This is a genomic window from Corynebacterium sphenisci DSM 44792 (assembly GCF_001941505.1).
Classification (GTDB): domain Bacteria; phylum Actinomycetota; class Actinomycetes; order Mycobacteriales; family Mycobacteriaceae; genus Corynebacterium; species Corynebacterium sphenisci.
The window spans coordinates 1020447-1036452 of record NZ_CP009248.1 but is presented as its reverse complement, the minus strand read 5'-3'; the positions used below and the strand labels follow the sequence as shown (position 1 = coordinate 1036452).

16 protein-coding genes and 3 tRNA genes are annotated in these 16006 nt (G+C 75.2%); 7 read left to right on the top strand and 12 right to left on the bottom strand.

The window, feature by feature from the left end:
- Nucleotides 1-4: 4 nt before the first annotated feature.
- From CSPHI_RS04695 to CSPHI_RS04685, 3 genes are read right to left on the bottom strand one after another with little or no spacing between them, the layout of a single operon-like run.
- Nucleotides 5-1636 (bottom strand): DAK2 domain-containing protein, encoded by a 1632-nt coding sequence (locus CSPHI_RS04695; protein ID WP_075691723.1) that lies wholly within the window; start codon nucleotides 1634-1636, stop codon nucleotides 5-7.
- Between the two features lie 5 nt (nucleotides 1637-1641).
- Nucleotides 1642-2316, bottom strand: a complete 675-nt coding sequence (locus CSPHI_RS04690; protein WP_075691722.1) for a uracil-DNA glycosylase — start codon at nucleotides 2314-2316, stop codon at nucleotides 1642-1644.
- A complete protein-coding gene (locus CSPHI_RS04685) occupies nucleotides 2316-3329 on the bottom strand; it encodes a thiamine-phosphate kinase (RefSeq protein WP_084210251.1) in 1014 nt (337 codons plus the stop codon). The genes CSPHI_RS04690 and CSPHI_RS04685 overlap by 1 nt, the downstream gene beginning before the upstream one ends.
- Here CSPHI_RS04685 and CSPHI_RS04680 point away from each other — a divergent pair.
- Nucleotides 3328-4305: a DUF3515 family protein gene (locus tag CSPHI_RS04680; protein WP_245803350.1), complete on the top strand. Its 978-nt coding sequence runs from the start codon at nucleotides 3328-3330 to the stop codon at nucleotides 4303-4305. The genes CSPHI_RS04685 and CSPHI_RS04680 overlap by 2 nt on opposite strands.
- A gap of 89 nt (nucleotides 4306-4394) precedes the next feature.
- On the opposite strand, the gene CSPHI_RS04675 is transcribed toward CSPHI_RS04680, so the two are convergent.
- The gene (locus CSPHI_RS04675) at nucleotides 4395-5510 is read right to left on the bottom strand and encodes a D-alanine--D-alanine ligase family protein (RefSeq protein WP_075691720.1); all 1116 of its coding nucleotides are present in this window, start codon (nucleotides 5508-5510) and stop codon (nucleotides 4395-4397) included.
- A 36-nt stretch (nucleotides 5511-5546) separates the two neighbouring features.
- On the bottom strand, nucleotides 5547-6545 hold the full coding sequence (locus CSPHI_RS04670) for an NAD(P)H-dependent glycerol-3-phosphate dehydrogenase (protein WP_075691719.1): 999 nt from the start codon (nucleotides 6543-6545) through the stop codon (nucleotides 5547-5549).
- Between the two features lie 227 nt (nucleotides 6546-6772).
- Here CSPHI_RS04670 and CSPHI_RS04665 point away from each other — a divergent pair, with 227 nt between their 5' ends.
- Nucleotides 6773-7756, top strand: coding sequence for an NUDIX hydrolase (locus tag CSPHI_RS04665; protein ID WP_075691718.1), 984 nt, complete (start codon nucleotides 6773-6775; stop codon nucleotides 7754-7756).
- A gap of 72 nt (nucleotides 7757-7828) precedes the next feature.
- Here the strand turns inward: CSPHI_RS04665 and leuD are convergent, their stop codons facing one another.
- Both leuD and leuC read right to left on the bottom strand, forming a co-directional pair.
- A complete protein-coding gene (gene leuD, locus CSPHI_RS04660) occupies nucleotides 7829-8425 on the bottom strand; it encodes a 3-isopropylmalate dehydratase small subunit (protein ID WP_075691717.1) in 597 nt (198 codons plus the stop codon).
- Nucleotides 8426-8461: 36 nt separating this feature from the next.
- Nucleotides 8462-9940, bottom strand: coding sequence for a 3-isopropylmalate dehydratase large subunit (gene leuC, locus CSPHI_RS04655; protein ID WP_075691716.1), 1479 nt, complete (start codon nucleotides 9938-9940; stop codon nucleotides 8462-8464).
- A gap of 98 nt (nucleotides 9941-10038) precedes the next feature.
- Between leuC and CSPHI_RS04650 the strand changes: the two genes are divergently transcribed.
- The 3 genes from CSPHI_RS04650 to CSPHI_RS04640 are packed head-to-tail and all read left to right on the top strand — an operon-like array spanning nucleotide 10039 to nucleotide 12764.
- Entirely contained in the window at nucleotides 10039-10794 is a 756-nt protein-coding gene (locus CSPHI_RS04650) for an IclR family transcriptional regulator (RefSeq protein WP_084210250.1), read from the top strand.
- A complete protein-coding gene (locus tag CSPHI_RS04645; RefSeq protein ID WP_425429734.1) occupies nucleotides 10791-12035 on the top strand; it encodes an MFS transporter in 1245 nt (414 codons plus the stop codon). The genes CSPHI_RS04650 and CSPHI_RS04645 overlap by 4 nt, the downstream gene beginning before the upstream one ends.
- A gap of 21 nt (nucleotides 12036-12056) precedes the next feature.
- On the top strand, nucleotides 12057-12764 hold the full coding sequence (locus CSPHI_RS04640) for a metal-dependent transcriptional regulator (protein ID WP_075691715.1): 708 nt from the start codon (nucleotides 12057-12059) through the stop codon (nucleotides 12762-12764).
- Here CSPHI_RS04640 and CSPHI_RS04635 read toward each other — a convergent pair.
- Entirely contained in the window at nucleotides 12725-13243 is a 519-nt protein-coding gene (locus CSPHI_RS04635) for a flavin reductase family protein (protein WP_075691714.1), read from the bottom strand. The two genes, CSPHI_RS04640 and CSPHI_RS04635, sit on opposite strands and share 40 nt — an antisense overlap.
- On the bottom strand, nucleotides 13240-13647 hold the full coding sequence (locus CSPHI_RS04630) for a pyridoxamine 5'-phosphate oxidase family protein (protein WP_075691713.1): 408 nt from the start codon (nucleotides 13645-13647) through the stop codon (nucleotides 13240-13242). Before CSPHI_RS04630 ends, CSPHI_RS04635 begins: the two co-directional genes overlap by 4 nt.
- A gap of 91 nt (nucleotides 13648-13738) precedes the next feature.
- On the opposite strand from CSPHI_RS04630, the gene nrdI reads away from it, so the two are divergent.
- Together nrdI and nrdF are read left to right on the top strand one after the other, a co-directional pair.
- Nucleotides 13739-14212, top strand: coding sequence for a class Ib ribonucleoside-diphosphate reductase assembly flavoprotein NrdI (gene nrdI / locus CSPHI_RS04625; protein ID WP_084210249.1), 474 nt, complete (start codon nucleotides 13739-13741; stop codon nucleotides 14210-14212).
- Between the two features lie 121 nt (nucleotides 14213-14333).
- Complete coding sequence (gene nrdF, locus CSPHI_RS04620) at nucleotides 14334-15329, top strand: class 1b ribonucleoside-diphosphate reductase subunit beta (RefSeq protein WP_075691712.1); 996 nt, start codon at nucleotides 14334-14336, stop codon at nucleotides 15327-15329.
- Nucleotides 15330-15386: 57 nt separating this feature from the next.
- On the opposite strand, the gene CSPHI_RS04615 is transcribed toward nrdF, so the two are convergent.
- The 3 genes from CSPHI_RS04615 to CSPHI_RS04605 all read right to left on the bottom strand — a co-directional run bounded on the left by CSPHI_RS04615 (nucleotide 15387) and on the right by CSPHI_RS04605 (nucleotide 15850).
- Nucleotides 15387-15462 (bottom strand) — tRNA-Glu (locus CSPHI_RS04615).
- Between the two features lie 208 nt (nucleotides 15463-15670).
- Nucleotides 15671-15743, bottom strand: a tRNA-Glu gene (locus CSPHI_RS04610).
- A 35-nt stretch (nucleotides 15744-15778) separates the two neighbouring features.
- Nucleotides 15779-15850: transfer RNA gene (locus tag CSPHI_RS04605), tRNA-Gln, on the bottom strand.
- Nucleotides 15851-16006: the final 156 nt, after the last annotated feature.

Below are 16006 nucleotides of genomic sequence, written 5' to 3'. Positions count from 1 at the left end.
CGGGCTACTCCACGCCGAGCAGGATCAGCGAGCCGATCCCCTCGGCGGCGTAGGCGGCGACGTCCACCCCGGGGGCGCTGCGGCCCAGGTGCGCGCGCAGCGCCGCGGCGAGCTCCGCGGCGGCGCCGTCGCCGAGCAGCAGGGTGACCAGCTCCCCGCCGGAGCGCAGCATCAGGTCCACGGTGCGCGGCAGCGCGGTGGCGAGATCCGGGGCGACCACCAGGATGTCCCCGCCGACCTCGGCGAGCACGTCCCCGGCGGCGCAGGGCCCGGCGGCGGTGAGCCCCGGCCCGGCGGCGCGGGTCAGCTCCGCGGTGCGCACCCCGGCGGCGGCCTCGCCCATCGCGTAGGCGTCCACCGCCAGCGGCAGCTCCGGGTCGTGCACGGCCAGCGCGGCCAGCCCGTTGGCGGCGGTGGGCGCGGAGATGATCGCCAGGGTGCGGCCCCCGGAATGGGCGGCCAGCTCGATCTCCACCAGGCCCCGGTTGCCGACCAGCCCATTGGGCAGCAGCACGATCTCCACCTCCGGGGCGCAGCCGGCGATCGCCTCGCGCACCGCGGCCACCGGGTCCGCCCCGGGGTGCACCGGGCGGGCCCCGGAGGAGCCCATCAGCTCCGCCAGCGGGCCCGGCGCGACCAGGGCGAGCACCACCCGGGAGGGGGCCTCCGGCACCGCCGCCTCGTCGAGGATCTCGATCCGGATGGACCCGGGCCGGCCGAGTTCCAGGGCGGCCTCGAGCACCGCCCCGGCGTCGGCGGTGTGGATGTGCACCATGGTGCCGCCCTCGGCGTCCCCGGCGAGCACCAGGCTGTCGCCGAGCCCGGCCAGGCGCTCCCGGAGCAGGTCCTCGGTGCCGGGTTCGCCGGGCAGGTGGAACATCACCTCCAGCCGGCCCCCGGCCCGCCCGTGGCCGCCCGGGTCCGGCCGCGCCCCGCGCGGGGCGGGCCCGGGCCGGCCGGCGTGGCCGGCGTGGCCGACCCGCAGCGCGGGCGCGGCGGGCACCGCGGCGCCGAGCTCGTCGGCCAGCGCATCGAGCAGCAGCACCAGCCCGGCGCCGCCGGCGTCGACCACCCCGGCCTCGCGCAGCACCGCCAGCTGGGAGGGGGTCTGCGCCAGCGCCACCCGGGAGGCCTCCGCGGCGGCCTCCACCACCGCGCGGGCGTCCGCGGAGCCGGTGGCCCCGGCCGCGGCGGCGGCCTCGCGCAGCACGGTGAGGATGGTGCCCTCCACCGGGTCGGCGATCGCCCGGTCCACCAGGTCCACCGCCTGGGCCAGCGCCCGGCGCACGTCGGCGCCGTCGATCCGGCCCGCCCGGGCGGCCTCGGCGATGGCCCGCAGCACCTGGGAGAGCACGGTGCCGGAGTTGCCGCGGGCGCCGTGCACCGCCCCCTTGGCCAGGGCGGCGCCGATCTCCCGGGTCGCCGCGGCGGCGTCCCCGCCGGCGGCCGCGGCGGCGTCCTCCGCGGCGGCCAGCGCCGCGCCCATGGTCGCGGCCATGTTGGAGCCGGTGTCGGAGTCCGGCACCGGGAAGACGTTGAGCTCGTTGATCTCCTCGCGGCGGCGGCGCAGCGCGGCCACCGAGCGGCGCGCCCAGCCGAGCAGGCCGGCGCCGTCGATGGTCCTGGTCTCGCCCATGGCGCTCATGCTAGCCGCCAGTCCACCGGGTCCGCGCCGAGCCGGACCAGCTCCGCATTGGCCCGGCTGAACGGGCGGGAGCCGAAGAAGCCCCGGTTCGCCGACAGCGGGGAGGGGTGCGGGCTCTCGATCCGGGGATGGTCGCCGAGCAGCGGGGCCGCCGATTGGGCGTCCCGGCCCCACAGGATCGCCACCAGGGGCCGGTCCCGGGCGGCGAGGGCGGAGATCGCGTGGCCGGTGATCTCCTCCCAGCCGCGGCGGCGGTGCGAACCCGGCCGGCCGGGGGTGCAGGTGAGCACCCGGTTGAACAGGGCCACCCCCTGCCGGCACCAGGGGCGCAGATCCCCGTGCTCGGGGGGCGCGATGCCGAGATCGGCGTGCAGCTCCCGGTAGATGTTGGCCAGGGAGCGCGGCACCGGGCGCACCTGGGGCTGCACGGAGAAGCTCAGGCCCATCGCGTGCCCCGGGGTGGGGTACGGGTCCTGGCCGAGGATGAGCACCTTGACCTCGTCGAAGGGGTAGCCGAAGGCGCGCAGCACATCCGCCCCGGCGGGCAGGTAGCCGCGGCCGGCGGCGTTCTCGGCGCGCAGGAAATCGCCCATCGCGTGGATCCGGTCGGCCACCGGGGCCAGCGCCTCGGCCCAGCCGTCCTCCACCGGCAGCCGGTCGCGGGCGGCCATCAGAAGCTCACCCAGCCGCCGCGCAACCAGGGCTCCGCCCCGTCGACGCGCACCTGGCCGTCGCCGCGGACCACCCGGCCGATGGCCCGGAAGCCGGTGGGCGGCTCCCCGTTGATGGTGCCGAGCAGGGTGTGGTCCTCGCCCCCGGTGAGCACCCAGTCCCAGGGGTCGGCGCCGACGGCGTCCCCGGCGCGGCGCAGCGCCGCATCCGGCGCCACCGCCGCCCCGTCGACGTCGATGGCCACCCCGGAGGCGGCGGCAATCTGGCCGAGGTCCACCAGCAGCCCGTCGGAGTTGTCGGTGAGGCTGCCCGCCCCGGCGGCGCGGGCCACCGGGCCGCGGCCGTAGGCGAAGTCGGGCACCAGGTGGGCGCGCACCAGCCCGGCGAACTCCGCGGGCACCGCGGCCGGCGCGCCGAAGCGCTCGAGCAGCGCCAGCCCCGCCGCCGAGGCCCCGATCACCCCGGCGGCGATCACGGTGTCGCCGGGGCGGGCCCGGTCCAGGGTGAGCGGCTTCGCCGGGCCGCCGAGCTCCCCGATCGCGGTCACCGACACGGTGAGCGCCTCCCCGCCGACGACGTCGCCGCCGACGATCTCGGCGGCGCAGGTGCCGCACTGGGCGTGCAGTCCGCGGGCGATGCCGACCACCGTCTCCAGGGGGGTGTCCCCGGGGGCGGCCAGACCCAGCAGCAGGGCGGTGGGCCGGGCGCCCATCGCCTCCACGTCGGCAAAGTTCTGCACCGCCGCCTTGGCCCCGATCTCCTCCGGGCTGGACCAGTCCAGGCGGAAATGCCGGCCGGCGACGAGCATGTCGGTGGTGACCACGTAGCGGGCGTTGGGGGTGGTCATGGACAGCACCGCGGCATCGTCGCCGTTGCGGGCCGAGGGGGCGACCTCGCGGATGGCGGCGATCACCGCATGCTCCCCCACCTCTGAGATGGTCGTCTGGTGCGCGGGCACGGGTCCTTCCCGGGGATCGGCGGGGCGCGGCCGGTGGCTAGACTGGGGCCCCATGGGAGACAAGGTTCAGGACCAGGGTAGCCGCCGGCGCGCCGGGATCGCGCTGGCGCTCGCCGTGGCGCTGGCGCTGGGCGTCATCGTCGCCACCAAGATCATGCAGGATCGGGCCGCCCGGCAGCCGGTGCTGCTGCCGACCGTGGAGATGCCCATGGACGACTCGCCGCAATGCGCGGAGCTGGTGGCGGCGCTGCCCGATTCCCTGGGCCGGCTGCAGCGCGCCGAGCTCGCCGAGCCCGCCCCGACGGGCGCGGCGCTGTACCGGGACTTCACCGACGACCGGGTCACGGTGCGCTGCGGGGCGCCGGTCCCGGCGCAGTACACCACCCTGTCGCGCACCGTCGAGGCCGGCGACGTCACCTGGCTGCGGGTCGCCGACGACACCCCGGATCTGGATCTGGTGACCTGGTTCTCGGTGGGCACCTCCCCGATCGTGGCGGTGACCGGCTCCTCCGATCACGATGATGTGCTGCCCGAGATCGCCGGGCGGATGGGCGCCGGCTTCGGCGCCGGCCCGGAGCCGGGCCCGCTGCCGCTGACCGATCTGGCCGCCCCGGCCGCCGACGGCCGCTGCGAGGGCCTGCTCGCCGCGCTGCCCGCCGCGATCGCGGAGCGCGACCGGCTCGGCGAGGGGGATCTGCCCGAGGGCATGACCCTGCCGCCGGCCACCGCGGCCTGGGCGAACGCCGACGGCGACGCGATCACGCTGCGCTGCGGGGTGGCGGAGCCGGCCGGCTACGCGGCGATGGCGGACCCGGCCAATGACGGCGATCGGCAGCTCACCCAGGTCGGCGACATCGTGTGGTTCACCGACGCGGAGCGCTCCTCGGGCACCACGGCGACGTACTTCGCCCTGGGCCGGGAGCGGATCGTGGCGGTGCATCTGCCGGTGGCGGTGTCCTCCGGGGTGCTGCCGGAGCTCTCCGCCACGATCGCGGCGAATCTGGAGAACACCGCCCCCTCCGAGGAGTAGCCCCGCCCCGGCCACCGGCCGCGCCGCCCCCGACCCGCATGCCGCGCGGGTCGGGGGCGGCGGCGGATCCGGCTGCCGCGCCGGGGCGGTCAGCGGCGGGCGACCAGCGCCCGGCGCACCAGGATGTCCAGCAGCTCGGGGTAGGCCACCCCGGTGGCGGCGAGCATCTTCGGGTACATCGAGATCGGGGTGAACCCGGGCATGGTGTTGATCTCGTTGATCACCGGTCCGGATTCGGTGACGAAGAAGTCCACCCGGGCCAGGCCGTCGCAGCCCAGCGCCCGGAACGCCGCCCGGGCCACCCGCTGCAGCTCCGCGGTGGCCGCCTCCCCGATGGGCGCCGGGATCTCGGCCTCCACCACGTCATCGAGGTACTTGGTCTCGAAACCGTAGAAGCCCTCCGCCGAGTCACCGGTGCCGCGCAGCAGCGCCGGGGCGGAGGCGACCAGGGCGCCGTCCGGGTGCTGCAGCACCCCGCATTCGACCTCGGCGCCGTCGATGCCGCGCTCCACGATCACCTTCCAGTCATGCCGCCGGGCCAGCGCCAGGGCGGTGTCCAGCTCCGCCCAGTCGGCGACCCGGGAGATGCCGATGGAGGACCCGCCGCGGGCGGGTTTGACGAACACCGGCAGCCCGAGGCGCTCGCGCTGCGCCGCGTCCAGGCCCTCCCCGGGGTGCAGCACCACCTGCTCCCCGATCGGCAGCCCGGCGGCGGCGAGCAGGTTCTTGGTGCGCTCCTTGTCCATCCCGGCCGCCGAGGCGAGCACCCCGGGGCCGACGTAGGGCACCCCGGAGAGCTCCAGCAGGCCCTGGATGGTGCCGTCCTCCCCGTTGGGCCCGTGCAGCACCGGGAAGACCACGTCGGCCACCGCGTGCACCGCGCCCTTGTTCGGCCCGGAGAGCACCCGCAGCTCACCGGGCCGGGCCGGGTCCGCGGACAGCGCCAGGCGCACCCCGCCGGGGCCGGGTTCGGCGACCTCGGGCAGGTCCGCGCCGGCCGGGATCGCACCGCCCGGGTCGGCGACGCCGGGCACCCAGGTGCCGGAGCGGGTGATGCCCACCGGCACCACCCGGTAGCGCTCCGGGTCCAGGGTGGCCAGGATCGCCGAGGCGGAGATGCAGGAGACGGGGTGCTCGGGGCTGGCCCCGCCGTAGAGGACCGCGACCGTGGGCCGGTCGCCGAGGGTGCTGCTGGTCTGGCTCATGGTCGCCGATGGTACCGCCGCCGGCGGGGCCGGCCCTCATTCCGCCTTGCGGCTGCGCCCCATCAGCGCCCGGATGGTCTCCGGCACGCCCACCCCGCGGTGGCACACCGCGTGCACCGCGGCGGTGATCGGCATCTCCACCCCGTGGCCCTCGGCCAGCGCGGAGACGCTCACCGAGGAGATCACCCCCTCGGCGACCTGGCCGCGGGTGGCGTGCTGGGCCTGCTCCATGGTGTCCCCGCGGCCGAGGCGCTCCCCGAAGGTGCGGTTGCGCGACAGCGGGGAGGAGCAGGTGGCGACCAGGTCGCCGAGCCCGGCGAGCCCGGAGAAGGTCTTCTCCCGCGCCCCGGCGGCCAGGCCCAGCCGGGTGATCTCGGCCAGGCCGCGGGTGATGATGGTGGCCAGGGTGTTCTCCCCCAGGCCCTGCCCGGTGGCCATCCCGCAGGCCAGGGCGATCACGTTCTTGCAGGCGCCGCCGATTTCGCAGCCGATCACGTCGGTGTTCGTGTACGGCCGGAAGTAGCCGGTGGCCACCGCGGCCTGCACCAGCCGGGCCCGGTTCTCGTCCACGCAGGCGATCACCGTGGCGGCGGGCTGCTCGGAGGCGACCTCCCGGGCCAGGTTCGGCCCGGACAGCACCGCCACCCGGTCCGCGGCGATGTCCGCGACCTCGGCGATCACCTCGCTCATCCGCTGGTGGGTGCCCCGTTCGATGCCCTTGGCGAGGCTGAGCAGCGTGGCCTGGGCGGGCAGGTGCGCCCGCCATTCGGCGAGGTTGCCGCGCAGGGTCTGCGAGGGCACCGCGAGCACCACGATATCCGCCCCGTCGAGCGCCCCCGCGGCATCGGCGGTGGCGGTGATCCCCGAGGGCAGGCCCAGTCCGGGCAGGTAGTCGGGGTTCTCCCGGGTGATCTGGATCCGGCGGGCCTGCGCCTCGCGGCGGGACCACAGCGCCACCTCGTTGCCCGCGTCGGCGAAGACCTTCGCCAGGGTGGTCCCCCAGGATCCGGCCCCCATCACCGCGATCTGCACCATGGTGCGCTCCTCCCGTCGGGGTCGGCGCGGGGGCGGTGCCCGCGCCGCGGCTGCCGATCCGTGCGCCGGCATCGCCACCAGGGTAGCGGCGTGGCGCCGGGCGGCGCCGGGCGGCGGCGCCGGGCGGCGGGGCCGGCGACGGGGCTAGAATCGACCCGGCCCCGCGCCCGGGCCCGATCCGCGGCGGGGCCCGCCGCGAACCCAGCCCCCGGGAGGAGCCCGTGCCGATGCACGAGAACGACAAGGACCTGGACAACGTCTCCGACCTCACCGGCCGGCGCCGGGAGATCCCGGTCAAGCCCGCCGCCGGGGTGGCCAAGCCCACCTACGCCGCCGGGGCGGTGCTCTGGCGCGGCGACCCCGCCGATCCGGAGGTGGCGGTGATCCACCGGCCCGGCTACGACGACTGGTCCCTGGCCAAGGGCAAGCTGGACCCGGGCGAATCGCTGCCGGCGACCGCGGCCCGGGAGATCCTGGAGGAGACCGGCTACCGGGTGCGCCTGGGCAAGCTGCTCGGCCGGGTGGAGTACCCGGTCGGCGGGCGCACCAAGCTGGTCTGGTACTGGACCGGGGAGGTCACCGGCGGCGAGTTCGCGCCCAACGCGGAGGTCGACGAGCTGCGCTGGACCACCCCGGGGCAGGCCCGCCGGCTGCTCAGCTACGAACTGGACCGGGGGGTGCTGGACAAGGCGGTCAAGCGCCTGGCCGCGGAACCGGACACCCGGGTGATCTACGTCCGGCACGGCCGGGCGCATTCCCGGAAGAACTGGGCGGCGCACGATTCCCGCCGGCCGCTGGACAAGAAGGGCCGCCGGCAGGCGGAGCTGCTGGTGCCGGCGCTGCTGCCCTTCGGCCCGGAACGGGTGTTCTCCGCGGAGCCGGACCGGTGCCGGGCCACGGTGGCCCCGCTGGCCGCCGAGCTGGGCGTCGAGGTGGCGGTGGATCCACTCCTCGGCGACGCCGGCTGGCTGGGCTCCATGGTGGACGCGCAGCGCGCCTTCGCCGATGTGGTGGCCCGCGGCGGGGTGAGCGTGGTCTGCGGGCAGGGCCTCGTCATCCCGGACATGGTCGCCTGGCTCTCCGCCCGGGGCACGCTGCCGCTGGCCGCCGATGACGTGCCCGCGAAGAAGGGCTCGGCCTGGGTGCTGGGCTTCCGCGACGGGGTGCTCACCACCGCCGACTACTACGCCTCCGCGCTGCCGGTGAAGTAGGCGCGCCGCGGCCCGCGCCCCCGCCGGGGCTTTCCGGCGGGGGCGCGGGCGGATCCGGGTGGCCCGGGGCGCTCAGAGCTGCTGGGTGCGCGGCTTGTGGCTGGGCCGGTTCTCCTCGAAGCGGCGGATCGCCTCCTCGTTGCGCAGGGTCAGCGAGATGTCGTCGAGGCCCTCCATCAGCCGCCAGCGGATGGAGTCGTCGACCTGGAAGGGCAGCACCACGTCCCCGCAGGCGGCGGTGCGGTGCTCCAGGTCCACGGTGATGGTGCGGCCGGGCTCCTCCTCGAGCAGCTTCCACAGCAGCTCGATGTCGCCCTGCTCCATCTGCGCGGCGAGCAGCCCGGCCTTGCCGGAGTTGCCGCGGAAGATATCGGCGAAGCGGGAGCTGAACACGGTCGTGAAGCCGTAGTCCATCAGCGCCCACACCGCGTGCTCGCGGGAGGAGCCGGTGCCGAAGTCGGGGCCGGCGACGAGCACCGAGCCATTGGCGTAGGCGGGCCGGTTGAGGACGAAGTCCTCCTCGTTGGTGCGCCAGTTGTTGAACAGGCCGTCCTCGAAGCCGGTGCGGGTGACGCGCTTGAGGTAGACGGCGGGGATGATCTGGTCGGTGTCCACGTTGGAGCGGCGCAGTGGCACGCCGACGCCGGTGTGGGTGATGAACTTCTCCATGGGGGCGGGGTCCTTTCGGGTGGCCGGGGCGGCGGGTCAGGCGGAGGCGGCGCGCGGGGCCGCGGGCATCGCGTCGGCGACCGGGTCCAGCTCATCGGGGGTGCCCAGCCGGCCGAGCACCGCGGTGGCGGCGGCCACCGGCGGGGAGACCAGGTGGGTGCGCCCGCCCTTGCCCTGGCGGCCCTCGAAGTTGCGGTTCGAGGTGGAGGCGCAGCGCTGCCCCGGGGAGAGCTGGTCCGGGTTCATGCCCAGGCACATGGAGCAGCCGGGGTTGCGCCATTCCGCGCCGGCCCGGATCAGGATCTGGTCCAGGCCCTCGGCCTCGGCCTGCTTCTGCACCCGGGAGGAGCCGGGCACCACCAGCATGCGCACCCCCTCGGCGACCCGGCGGCCGCGCATCACCTCGGCGATGGCGCGCATGTCCTCGATCCGGCCGTTGGTGCAGGAGCCGCAGAACACCACGTCGACCGGGATCTCCCGCATCGGGGTGCCCGGCTCCAGGTCCATGTACTCCAGGGCGCGCTGGGCGGCGATCCGCTCGGATTCGTCGGAGAAGCACTCCGGGTCCGGGACGCAATCGTCCAGGTGCACGCCCTGGCCGGGGTTGGTACCCCAGGTGACGAAGGGGGTCAGCGCATCGCCGTCGATCTCCACCACGGTGTCGAACTCGGCGTCCTCGTCGGTGACCAGGGAGCGCCAGTACTCCACCGCCCGGTCCCAGTCCTCGCCCTTGGGCGCGTGCGGGCGGCCCTTGAGGTAGGCGAAGGTGGTCTCGTCCGGGGCGATCATGCCGGCGCGGGCGCCGGCTTCGATGGACATGTTGCAGATGGTCATCCGCGCCTCCATCGACAGCTTCTCGATGGCCTCGCCGCGGTACTCGATGACGTGGCCCTGGCCGCCGCCGGTGCCGATCTTGGAGATGATCTTCAGGATCAGGTCCTTGGAGGTGACCCCGGGCCGCAGGGTGCCGGAGACGTTGATCGCCATGGTCTTGAAGGGCTTCAGGGACAGCGTCTGGGTGGCCAGCACATGCTCCACCTCGGAGGTGCCGATGCCGAAGGCCATGGCGCCGAAGGCGCCGTGGGTGGCGGTGTGCGAATCGCCGCAGACCACGGTGGTGCCCGGCTGGGTCAGGCCCAGCTGGGGGCCGACCACGTGCACGATGCCCTGCTCGATGTCGCCCATCGGGTGGATCCGCACCCCGAAGTCCTCGGCGTTCTTGCGCAGGGTGGCGATCTGGGTGCGCGAGGTCAGCTCGGTGATCAGGTTGATCCGCCCGCCGGAGACGTCGGTGGGCACGTTATGGTCCTCGGTGGCGATGGTGAGATCGGTGCGGCGCACCTTGCGGCCGGCCAGGCGGAGCCCGTCGAAGGCCTGCGGGGAGGTCACCTCATGGCAGAGGTGGAGGTCGATGTAGATGAGATCCGGCTCACCGTCGCCCCCGGGCACGACGACGTGGTCGCGCCACACCTTCTCCGCCAGGGTCTTCGGTCCCGTGTCCGCAGCGCTGCTCATGGTCACCTCATGGGTCGTCGGAATATTCGGTGCGGGGCGGTCCCGGTGGGCTGAACCCGGACCCCCCATCCCAGATGATGGGATGCTAGTATCATGGCATGGGACAGACTAGCACAGCCGCCGGCGGTCCGGTACGCGGGGACGCCCGCGGCGAGGCCCCGGCCAGCGGCATCAAGGTACTCGACCGGTCGGTGCTGATCCTCACCACGGTGGCCGACGGGCCGTGCACCCTCACCGAGCTGTGCGAGCGCACCGGGCTGCCCCGGGCCACCGCGCACCGCCTGGCCACCGCCCTGGAGGTGCACCGCCTGGTCACCCGCACCGCCGACGGCCGGTGGACCTCCGGGCCCGGCCTGGCCGATCTCACCCCGGTGACCTCGGACCTGCTCACCGACGCCGCCGCGCACGTGCTGCCCCGGCTGATGGAGCTCACCGGCGAATCGGTGCAGATCTACCGGCTCACCGGGGACACGCGCACCTGCATCGCCTCCATGGAGCCGCCCACCGGGCTGCGCAACACGGTGCCGGTGGGCTCCCGGATGCCGCTGACCGCCGGCTCCGCCGGCCGGGTGATGCTCGCCTTCGGCCCGGAGGGCCTGGCCGAGCGCTTCCTGCCGGAGGCGGAGTTCAGCCGCGCCGACCTGGCGGCGACCCGGGAGGCCGGCTGGGCGGAGTCCATCGGCGAACGCGACCCCGCCCTGGCCAGCGTCAGCGCCCCGGTGCGCAACGCCGCCGGGGAGATGGAGGCGGTGCTGTCCATCTCCGGACCCGTGGAGCGGCTCACCCCCTCCCCCTACGCCGCCTGGGGACGGGAGGTGCTCGACTCCGCGGAACTGATGGGTCGCCGCCTGTGACGGGGCCGGGCCCCGTCCCCCGCCGGGAGCGGATCGCCGCCGCCGGCGGCTACCGGCACCTCGCCCTGGCGCTGTCCACCCTCGCCGCCACCGGCTCCACCACGGTGCACATGGGGGTGCCCCTGCTCATCCCCGCCCTGGTCGACTCCGGGCTGCCGCTGGCCACCGCCGGCCTGATCGGGGCGATGCCGGCGGCCGGGATCGTGCTCACCCTGATCGCCTGGGGCTGGTTCGTGGACCGCTTCGGCGAACGCGCCGCGATGAGCCTGGGCCTGGCCGCCACCGCGGCGGCCACCGCCGCGGCCGCGGCGGTGGCCGGCTCCGGCACCGCCGCCCTGGCCGGGGCGCTGCTGCTCGCCGGCTGCGGGGCGGCCAGCGTCAACTCCGCCTCCGGCCGGGTGGTCTCCGGCTGGTACCCGCCGGCGCGCCGGGGCACCGCGATGGGGGTGCGCCAGATGGCGCAGCCGCTGGGCGCGGCGCTGTCCGCCGCGGCGCTGCCGGCGCTGGCCGCCGCGCACGGCATCGGCGGCGCGCTGGCCGCCGCGGCGGGGCTGTGCGCCCTGCTCGCGGCGGCCTGCCTGGTCGGCATCGTGGATCCGCCGCGGCCGGCCGCGGGCAGCGCCGGGCACGCCGCGGCGCGGGCGAACCCGTACCGGGGCTCCGGGGCGCGGGTGCCCTACCTGGTGCGGATCCACCTGTCCTCGGCGATGCTGTCCTGGCCGCAGTCCATGATGGGCTCGATGTTCCTGGTCTGGCTGCTCGCCCGGGGCTTCTCCGGGGCCGCCGCCGCGGCCGTGGTGATCTCCGCGCAGCTGGCGGGGGCGGCCTCCCGGGCGCTGATGGGCCTGATCTCGGACCGGGTGCGCTCCCGGCTGCGGCCCTACCGGGCGGTGGCCGCGGCCACCCTGGGCCTGGCCGCGGCGGCCGCGGCCCTCGACGCCGCCGGCGCCGGGGCGGCCGCGGCGGCGGTGCTGGGCCTGCTCGCGGTCTCCGCGGTCTCGCCCAACGGGCTGGCCCTCACCGCGGTCGCCGAATACTGCGGGCCGCTGTGGTCGGGCCGCGGGATGGGCGCCCAGAACACCTTCCAGAACGTGGTCTACGCGGCCACCCCGCCGCTGGCCGGGCTGGTCGTCGCCGCCGCCGGGTTCCCGGCGCTGTTCGCCCTCACCGCCGCCTTCCCGGCGGCCGCGTTGCTCATCTCCCCCCGCTCCGACGAGCGCGGACGCGCCACGCTGCGCTGAACCGGGTTAGGGTTGACCACCATGGAGATGAAGGATCTGAGCGACAGCGCCCAGAACTACCTCAAGGCGCTGTGGACCCTGTCCGAATGGTCGGGGGAGCCGGTGGCCCCGTCGAAGGTGGCCGCGCACCTGGATCTGCGCCCCTCCTCGGTGTCGGATCAGATCCGGCGGCTGCGCGAGCAGGGCCTGGTCGAGCACGCCCCCTACGGGGCGGTGGGCCTCACCGAGCGGGGCCGGTCGATCGCGCTGCAGATGGTGCGCCGGCACCGGCTCATCGAGACCTTCCTGGCGGACACCCTCGGCTACACCTGGGATGAGGTGCACGAGGACGCCGACCGGCTGGAGCACGCGGTCTCCGACCGGATGCTGGCCCGGCTCGACGAACTGCTCGGCCACCCCACCCGGGATCCGCACGGCGACCCGATCCCGGCCCCCGACGGCACCGTGCCCGATTCCGGCGACGGCGGCCTGGACGCGGCCCGGGCCGGGGCCCTGGTGGAGGTCACCCGGGTGCGCGACGCCGATTCGGCGCTGCTGCGCCATCTCAGCGATTCCGGGGTCACCCCCGGGGCCCGGTTCACCGTCTCCGATGCCGGGGCCTCGGCGGGGGTGCTGCTGCTGCGCCCGGCGGACGGCGCCGGCGCGGCGATCCCGGTGAGCCGGGACGTCGCCGCGCTGATCCGGGTCGCCTACGTCGCCGACCCGCCGGCGGGGGCCAGCCGCCAGTAGGCGCGGCCGTGGTGCACCAGCGGCGCGGCGGCCGCGTCCGCGGCCCAGGCGCGCCGGGTGTGGCAGATGAGCAGCCGGGAGCCGCCGACGGCGAGGATCTCCGCGACGTCGACGTGCAGCCGGCCGATCACCCCGGCCGCCTCCGGCAGCACCGGCAGCCCCGCGTCATCGCGGGTGTGGCCCACCCCGGCGAAGCGGTCGATGCCGGAGGTGGCGAAGCGGGCGGCCAGGCCGGCGGCGTCCGCGCCGAGGGCGTGCACCACCAGCCGCCGGCGGTGCGCCACCGCCGGCCAGGAGGAGGAGCCCTCCTGCAGGGACAGGGTGCAGGTGGCCGGGTCCAGGGCCACCGAGGCCACCGAGGAGGCGGTGAAGCCCACCGGCGCGCCCGCGGCATCGCGGGTGGTGACCACCCACACCCCGGAGGCGGTGCCCCGGAAGAACAGCCGCTGCCCCTCCCCCGGGTCCGGGGCGGGGGTCACCGGGCCCCGTCCACCCGCGTGCCGGCCTTGGCGCCGGAGCGCAGCGAGTAGATCTCGTCGATGTGGATGAGCACCGCCCGCTTCGGCTCGCCCATCCCGTTGTCCTGGGCGAAGGCCAGGCAGTCCTCCCAGGCCGGGCCGGACTGCACCGCCTCGGCGTGGCCGAGGAAGCGGTACCCGTCGAGCGTGTCCCAGTCGATGACGGCGACCGCGACCTTGGAGCCGGCCTCGATGTTGGCCAGGTGCCGGCCCCCGGTGTTCTCGTTGTAGATGAGCGTGCTGTCGTCGAACGCCCGCAGCGAGCGCTTGGGCCCGATGTTGGGGGTGGTGCCGTCGGTGACCGTGGCCAGGATGGGCAGCTGCGCGGCGAGCATCTCCCGCATCGCGTCGTCGATGGCGGCCATGTGTGAGCCTCCTTGCCTTCCGTTGAGATTGGGTGCCACGAAGTCTAGGGTTCGCTGCTACGTACTTCAACCGACCCACCGGAAGGCGGACATGGCACTGCTCGTGTACTTCTCCTCGGTCTCCGAGAACACCCGCCGCTTCGTCGACAAGCTCGGCCTGCCGGCGCGGCGGATCCCGCTGCGGCCCTCGGAGCCCCGGCTCGTCGTCGACGAGCCCTACGTCCTGCTCACCCCCACCTACGGCGGCGGCGCCCCCCGCGGCGCCGTGCCCAAGCAGGTGATCCGCTTCCTCAACGACGAGCGCAACCGCGCGCTCATCCGCGGCGTGATCACCTCCGGCAACACCAACTTCGGCGAGGCCTTCTGCCTGGCCGGGCCGATCATCGCCGCCAAATGCGGGGTCCCGGAGCTCTACCGCTTCGAGCTGCTCGGCACCGGGGCCGACGTCGCCGCGGTGCGCGCCGGCCTGGCGGGCTTCTGGGCCCGCGGCGGCCGGCTGCCCGAACCCGGCGAACCCGGCGCGGACCCCGCCGCCGCGCCCGGGGCCGCCGCCGGCGCCCGCTGAGGCCCCGGCCGACCCCGTCCCGGCGCCGGGTGCGGCGCACCGCCGCCGGCGCCGGCGCAGACTTCCCACCCCCACCCGCATCCGGCGCCCGAGGCGCCGGCGATCGAGGAGGACCCTTCCCATGACCCACGCCCACATCACGCCCCCGCAGTGGTGGCCCGGGGAGACCCGGCCGCTGCACCCGGTGAACTGGAACCGGCTGCAGGACGACAAGGACCCGGAGATCTGGCAGCGGCTCACCGCCAACTTCTGGCTGCCGGAGAAGGTGCCGCTGTCCAATGACCTGCCCCAGTGGCGGCTGCTGGAGGAGCGCGAACGGGAGCTCACCGTGCGCATCTTCACCGGGCTGACCCTGCTGGACACGGTGCAGGCCACCGTGGGCGAGGTCGCCCAGATCCCGGATGCGCGCACCGAGCACGAGCAGGCCGTCTACGCCAACATCGCCTTCATGCAGGCGGTGCACGCGCGCAGCTACTCCTCGGTGTTCTCCACCATGTGCTCCACCGCGGAAATAGACGCCGCCTACGCCTGGGCCACCGCCAACCCGGTGCTGCAGGAGCGGGCCACCGCGGTGATGGCGCACTACCGCGGCGATGACCCGCTCAAGCGCAAGGCCGCCGCCACCCTGCTGTCCTCGCTGCTGCTCTACGCCGGGTTCTACCTGCCGCTGCGCTTCTCCTCCCGCGGGGTGATGATGAACACCGCGGACATGATCCGGCTGATCCTGCGGGACAAGGCGGTGCACGGCTACTACTCCGGCTACAAGTTCCAGCGCGGCCTGGACGCCCACCCGGAGCGCCGCGCGGAGCTGGAGGAGTTCACCCACGGGCTCATCGAGCGCCTCCTGGAGCTGGAGCTGGCCTACTCCAGCGAGCTCTACGAGGGCTTCCACATGATCGACGGGGTGATGGCCTTCGTGCACTACAACGCGGACAAGGCGCTGATGAACCTGGGCTACCGGCCGCGCTACGAGAAGGAGGCCGCCGGCGTGGAGCCGGAGATCCTCGCCGCGCTGGCCCCGGATGCCGCGGAGACCCACGACTTCTTCTCCGGCTCCGGCTCCTCCTACGTGATCGGCCGGGCCGAGTCCACGGAGAACTCCGACTGGGACTTCTAGGCCCCGGCAACGCCGGAAAACCCCCTCCCGGACATGTCCGGGAGGGGGTTTTGCGCGTGGTACCCCGTACGGGATTTGAACCCGTGCCGCCGCCGTGAGAGGGCGGTGTCCTGGGCCGCTAGACGAACGGGGCTCGGACCGCGCGGGGCGTGCCCGCGCTGACCCGGGGAAGATTATCAGCCCCGCGCGGGGTTCGCCTAATCCGCAGCTCAGGGCGGTTATCGGGTTGCACCGGAGAGTATCGTCCGGCGCCCTCCCGGCGGCCCGGACGACCCCGGCCGCGCCCGGGGCGGACCGGGACGCGAAAGCGCCCCCACCGGTTTCCGGTGGGGGCGCAGACGTACCCCGTACGGGATTTGAACCCGTGCCGCCGCCGTGAGAGGGCGGTGTCCTGGGCCGCTAGACGAACGGGGCTCGACCTGCCGGCGGACGGATCCGCCTGCGGTCAGCTGGCCTACCAGGACTCGAACCTAGAATGGCTGAACCAGAATCAGCTGTGTTGCCAATTACACCATAGGCCACCGTGCTCGGACTCCCGGCGGCCGGGCCGGTCGTCTCCGCAACGGGGACAACTATATGGGACACCACCCCGGGGCACAAATCCCCAGGTGGCGGCGGATGACCGGCGCACCCCCGGGGGCTGGCCGGCGCCGGGGGCGCGGACTAGGCTCCCCGCC

Bases quoted from the DNA above. Each gene is read 5' to 3' on its own strand.
- CSPHI_RS04695 (WP_075691723.1), bottom strand. From the start codon at position 1,636: ATGGGCGAGACCAGGACCATCGACGGCGCCGGCCTGCTCGGCTGGGCG.
- CSPHI_RS04690 (WP_075691722.1), bottom strand. From the start codon at position 2,316: ATGGCCGCCCGCGACCGGCTGCCGGTGGAGGACGGCTGGGCCGAGGCG.
- CSPHI_RS04680 (WP_245803350.1), top strand. From the start codon at position 3,328: ATGGGAGACAAGGTTCAGGACCAGGGTAGCCGCCGGCGCGCCGGGATC.
- CSPHI_RS04685 (WP_084210251.1), bottom strand. From the start codon at position 3,329: ATGGGGCCCCAGTCTAGCCACCGGCCGCGCCCCGCCGATCCCCGGGAA.
- CSPHI_RS04675 (WP_075691720.1), bottom strand. From the start codon at position 5,510: ATGAGCCAGACCAGCAGCACCCTCGGCGACCGGCCCACGGTCGCGGTC.
- CSPHI_RS04670 (WP_075691719.1), bottom strand. From the start codon at position 6,545: ATGGTGCAGATCGCGGTGATGGGGGCCGGATCCTGGGGGACCACCCTG.
- CSPHI_RS04665 (WP_075691718.1), top strand. From the start codon at position 6,773: ATGCACGAGAACGACAAGGACCTGGACAACGTCTCCGACCTCACCGGC.
- leuD (WP_075691717.1), bottom strand. From the start codon at position 8,425: ATGGAGAAGTTCATCACCCACACCGGCGTCGGCGTGCCACTGCGCCGC.
- leuC (WP_075691716.1), bottom strand. From the start codon at position 9,940: ATGAGCAGCGCTGCGGACACGGGACCGAAGACCCTGGCGGAGAAGGTG.
- CSPHI_RS04650 (WP_084210250.1), top strand. From the start codon at position 10,039: ATGGGACAGACTAGCACAGCCGCCGGCGGTCCGGTACGCGGGGACGCC.
- CSPHI_RS04640 (WP_075691715.1), top strand. From the start codon at position 12,057: ATGGAGATGAAGGATCTGAGCGACAGCGCCCAGAACTACCTCAAGGCG.
- CSPHI_RS04630 (WP_075691713.1), bottom strand. From the start codon at position 13,647: ATGGCCGCCATCGACGACGCGATGCGGGAGATGCTCGCCGCGCAGCTG.
- nrdI (WP_084210249.1), top strand. From the start codon at position 13,739: ATGGCACTGCTCGTGTACTTCTCCTCGGTCTCCGAGAACACCCGCCGC.
- nrdF (WP_075691712.1), top strand. From the start codon at position 14,334: ATGACCCACGCCCACATCACGCCCCCGCAGTGGTGGCCCGGGGAGACC.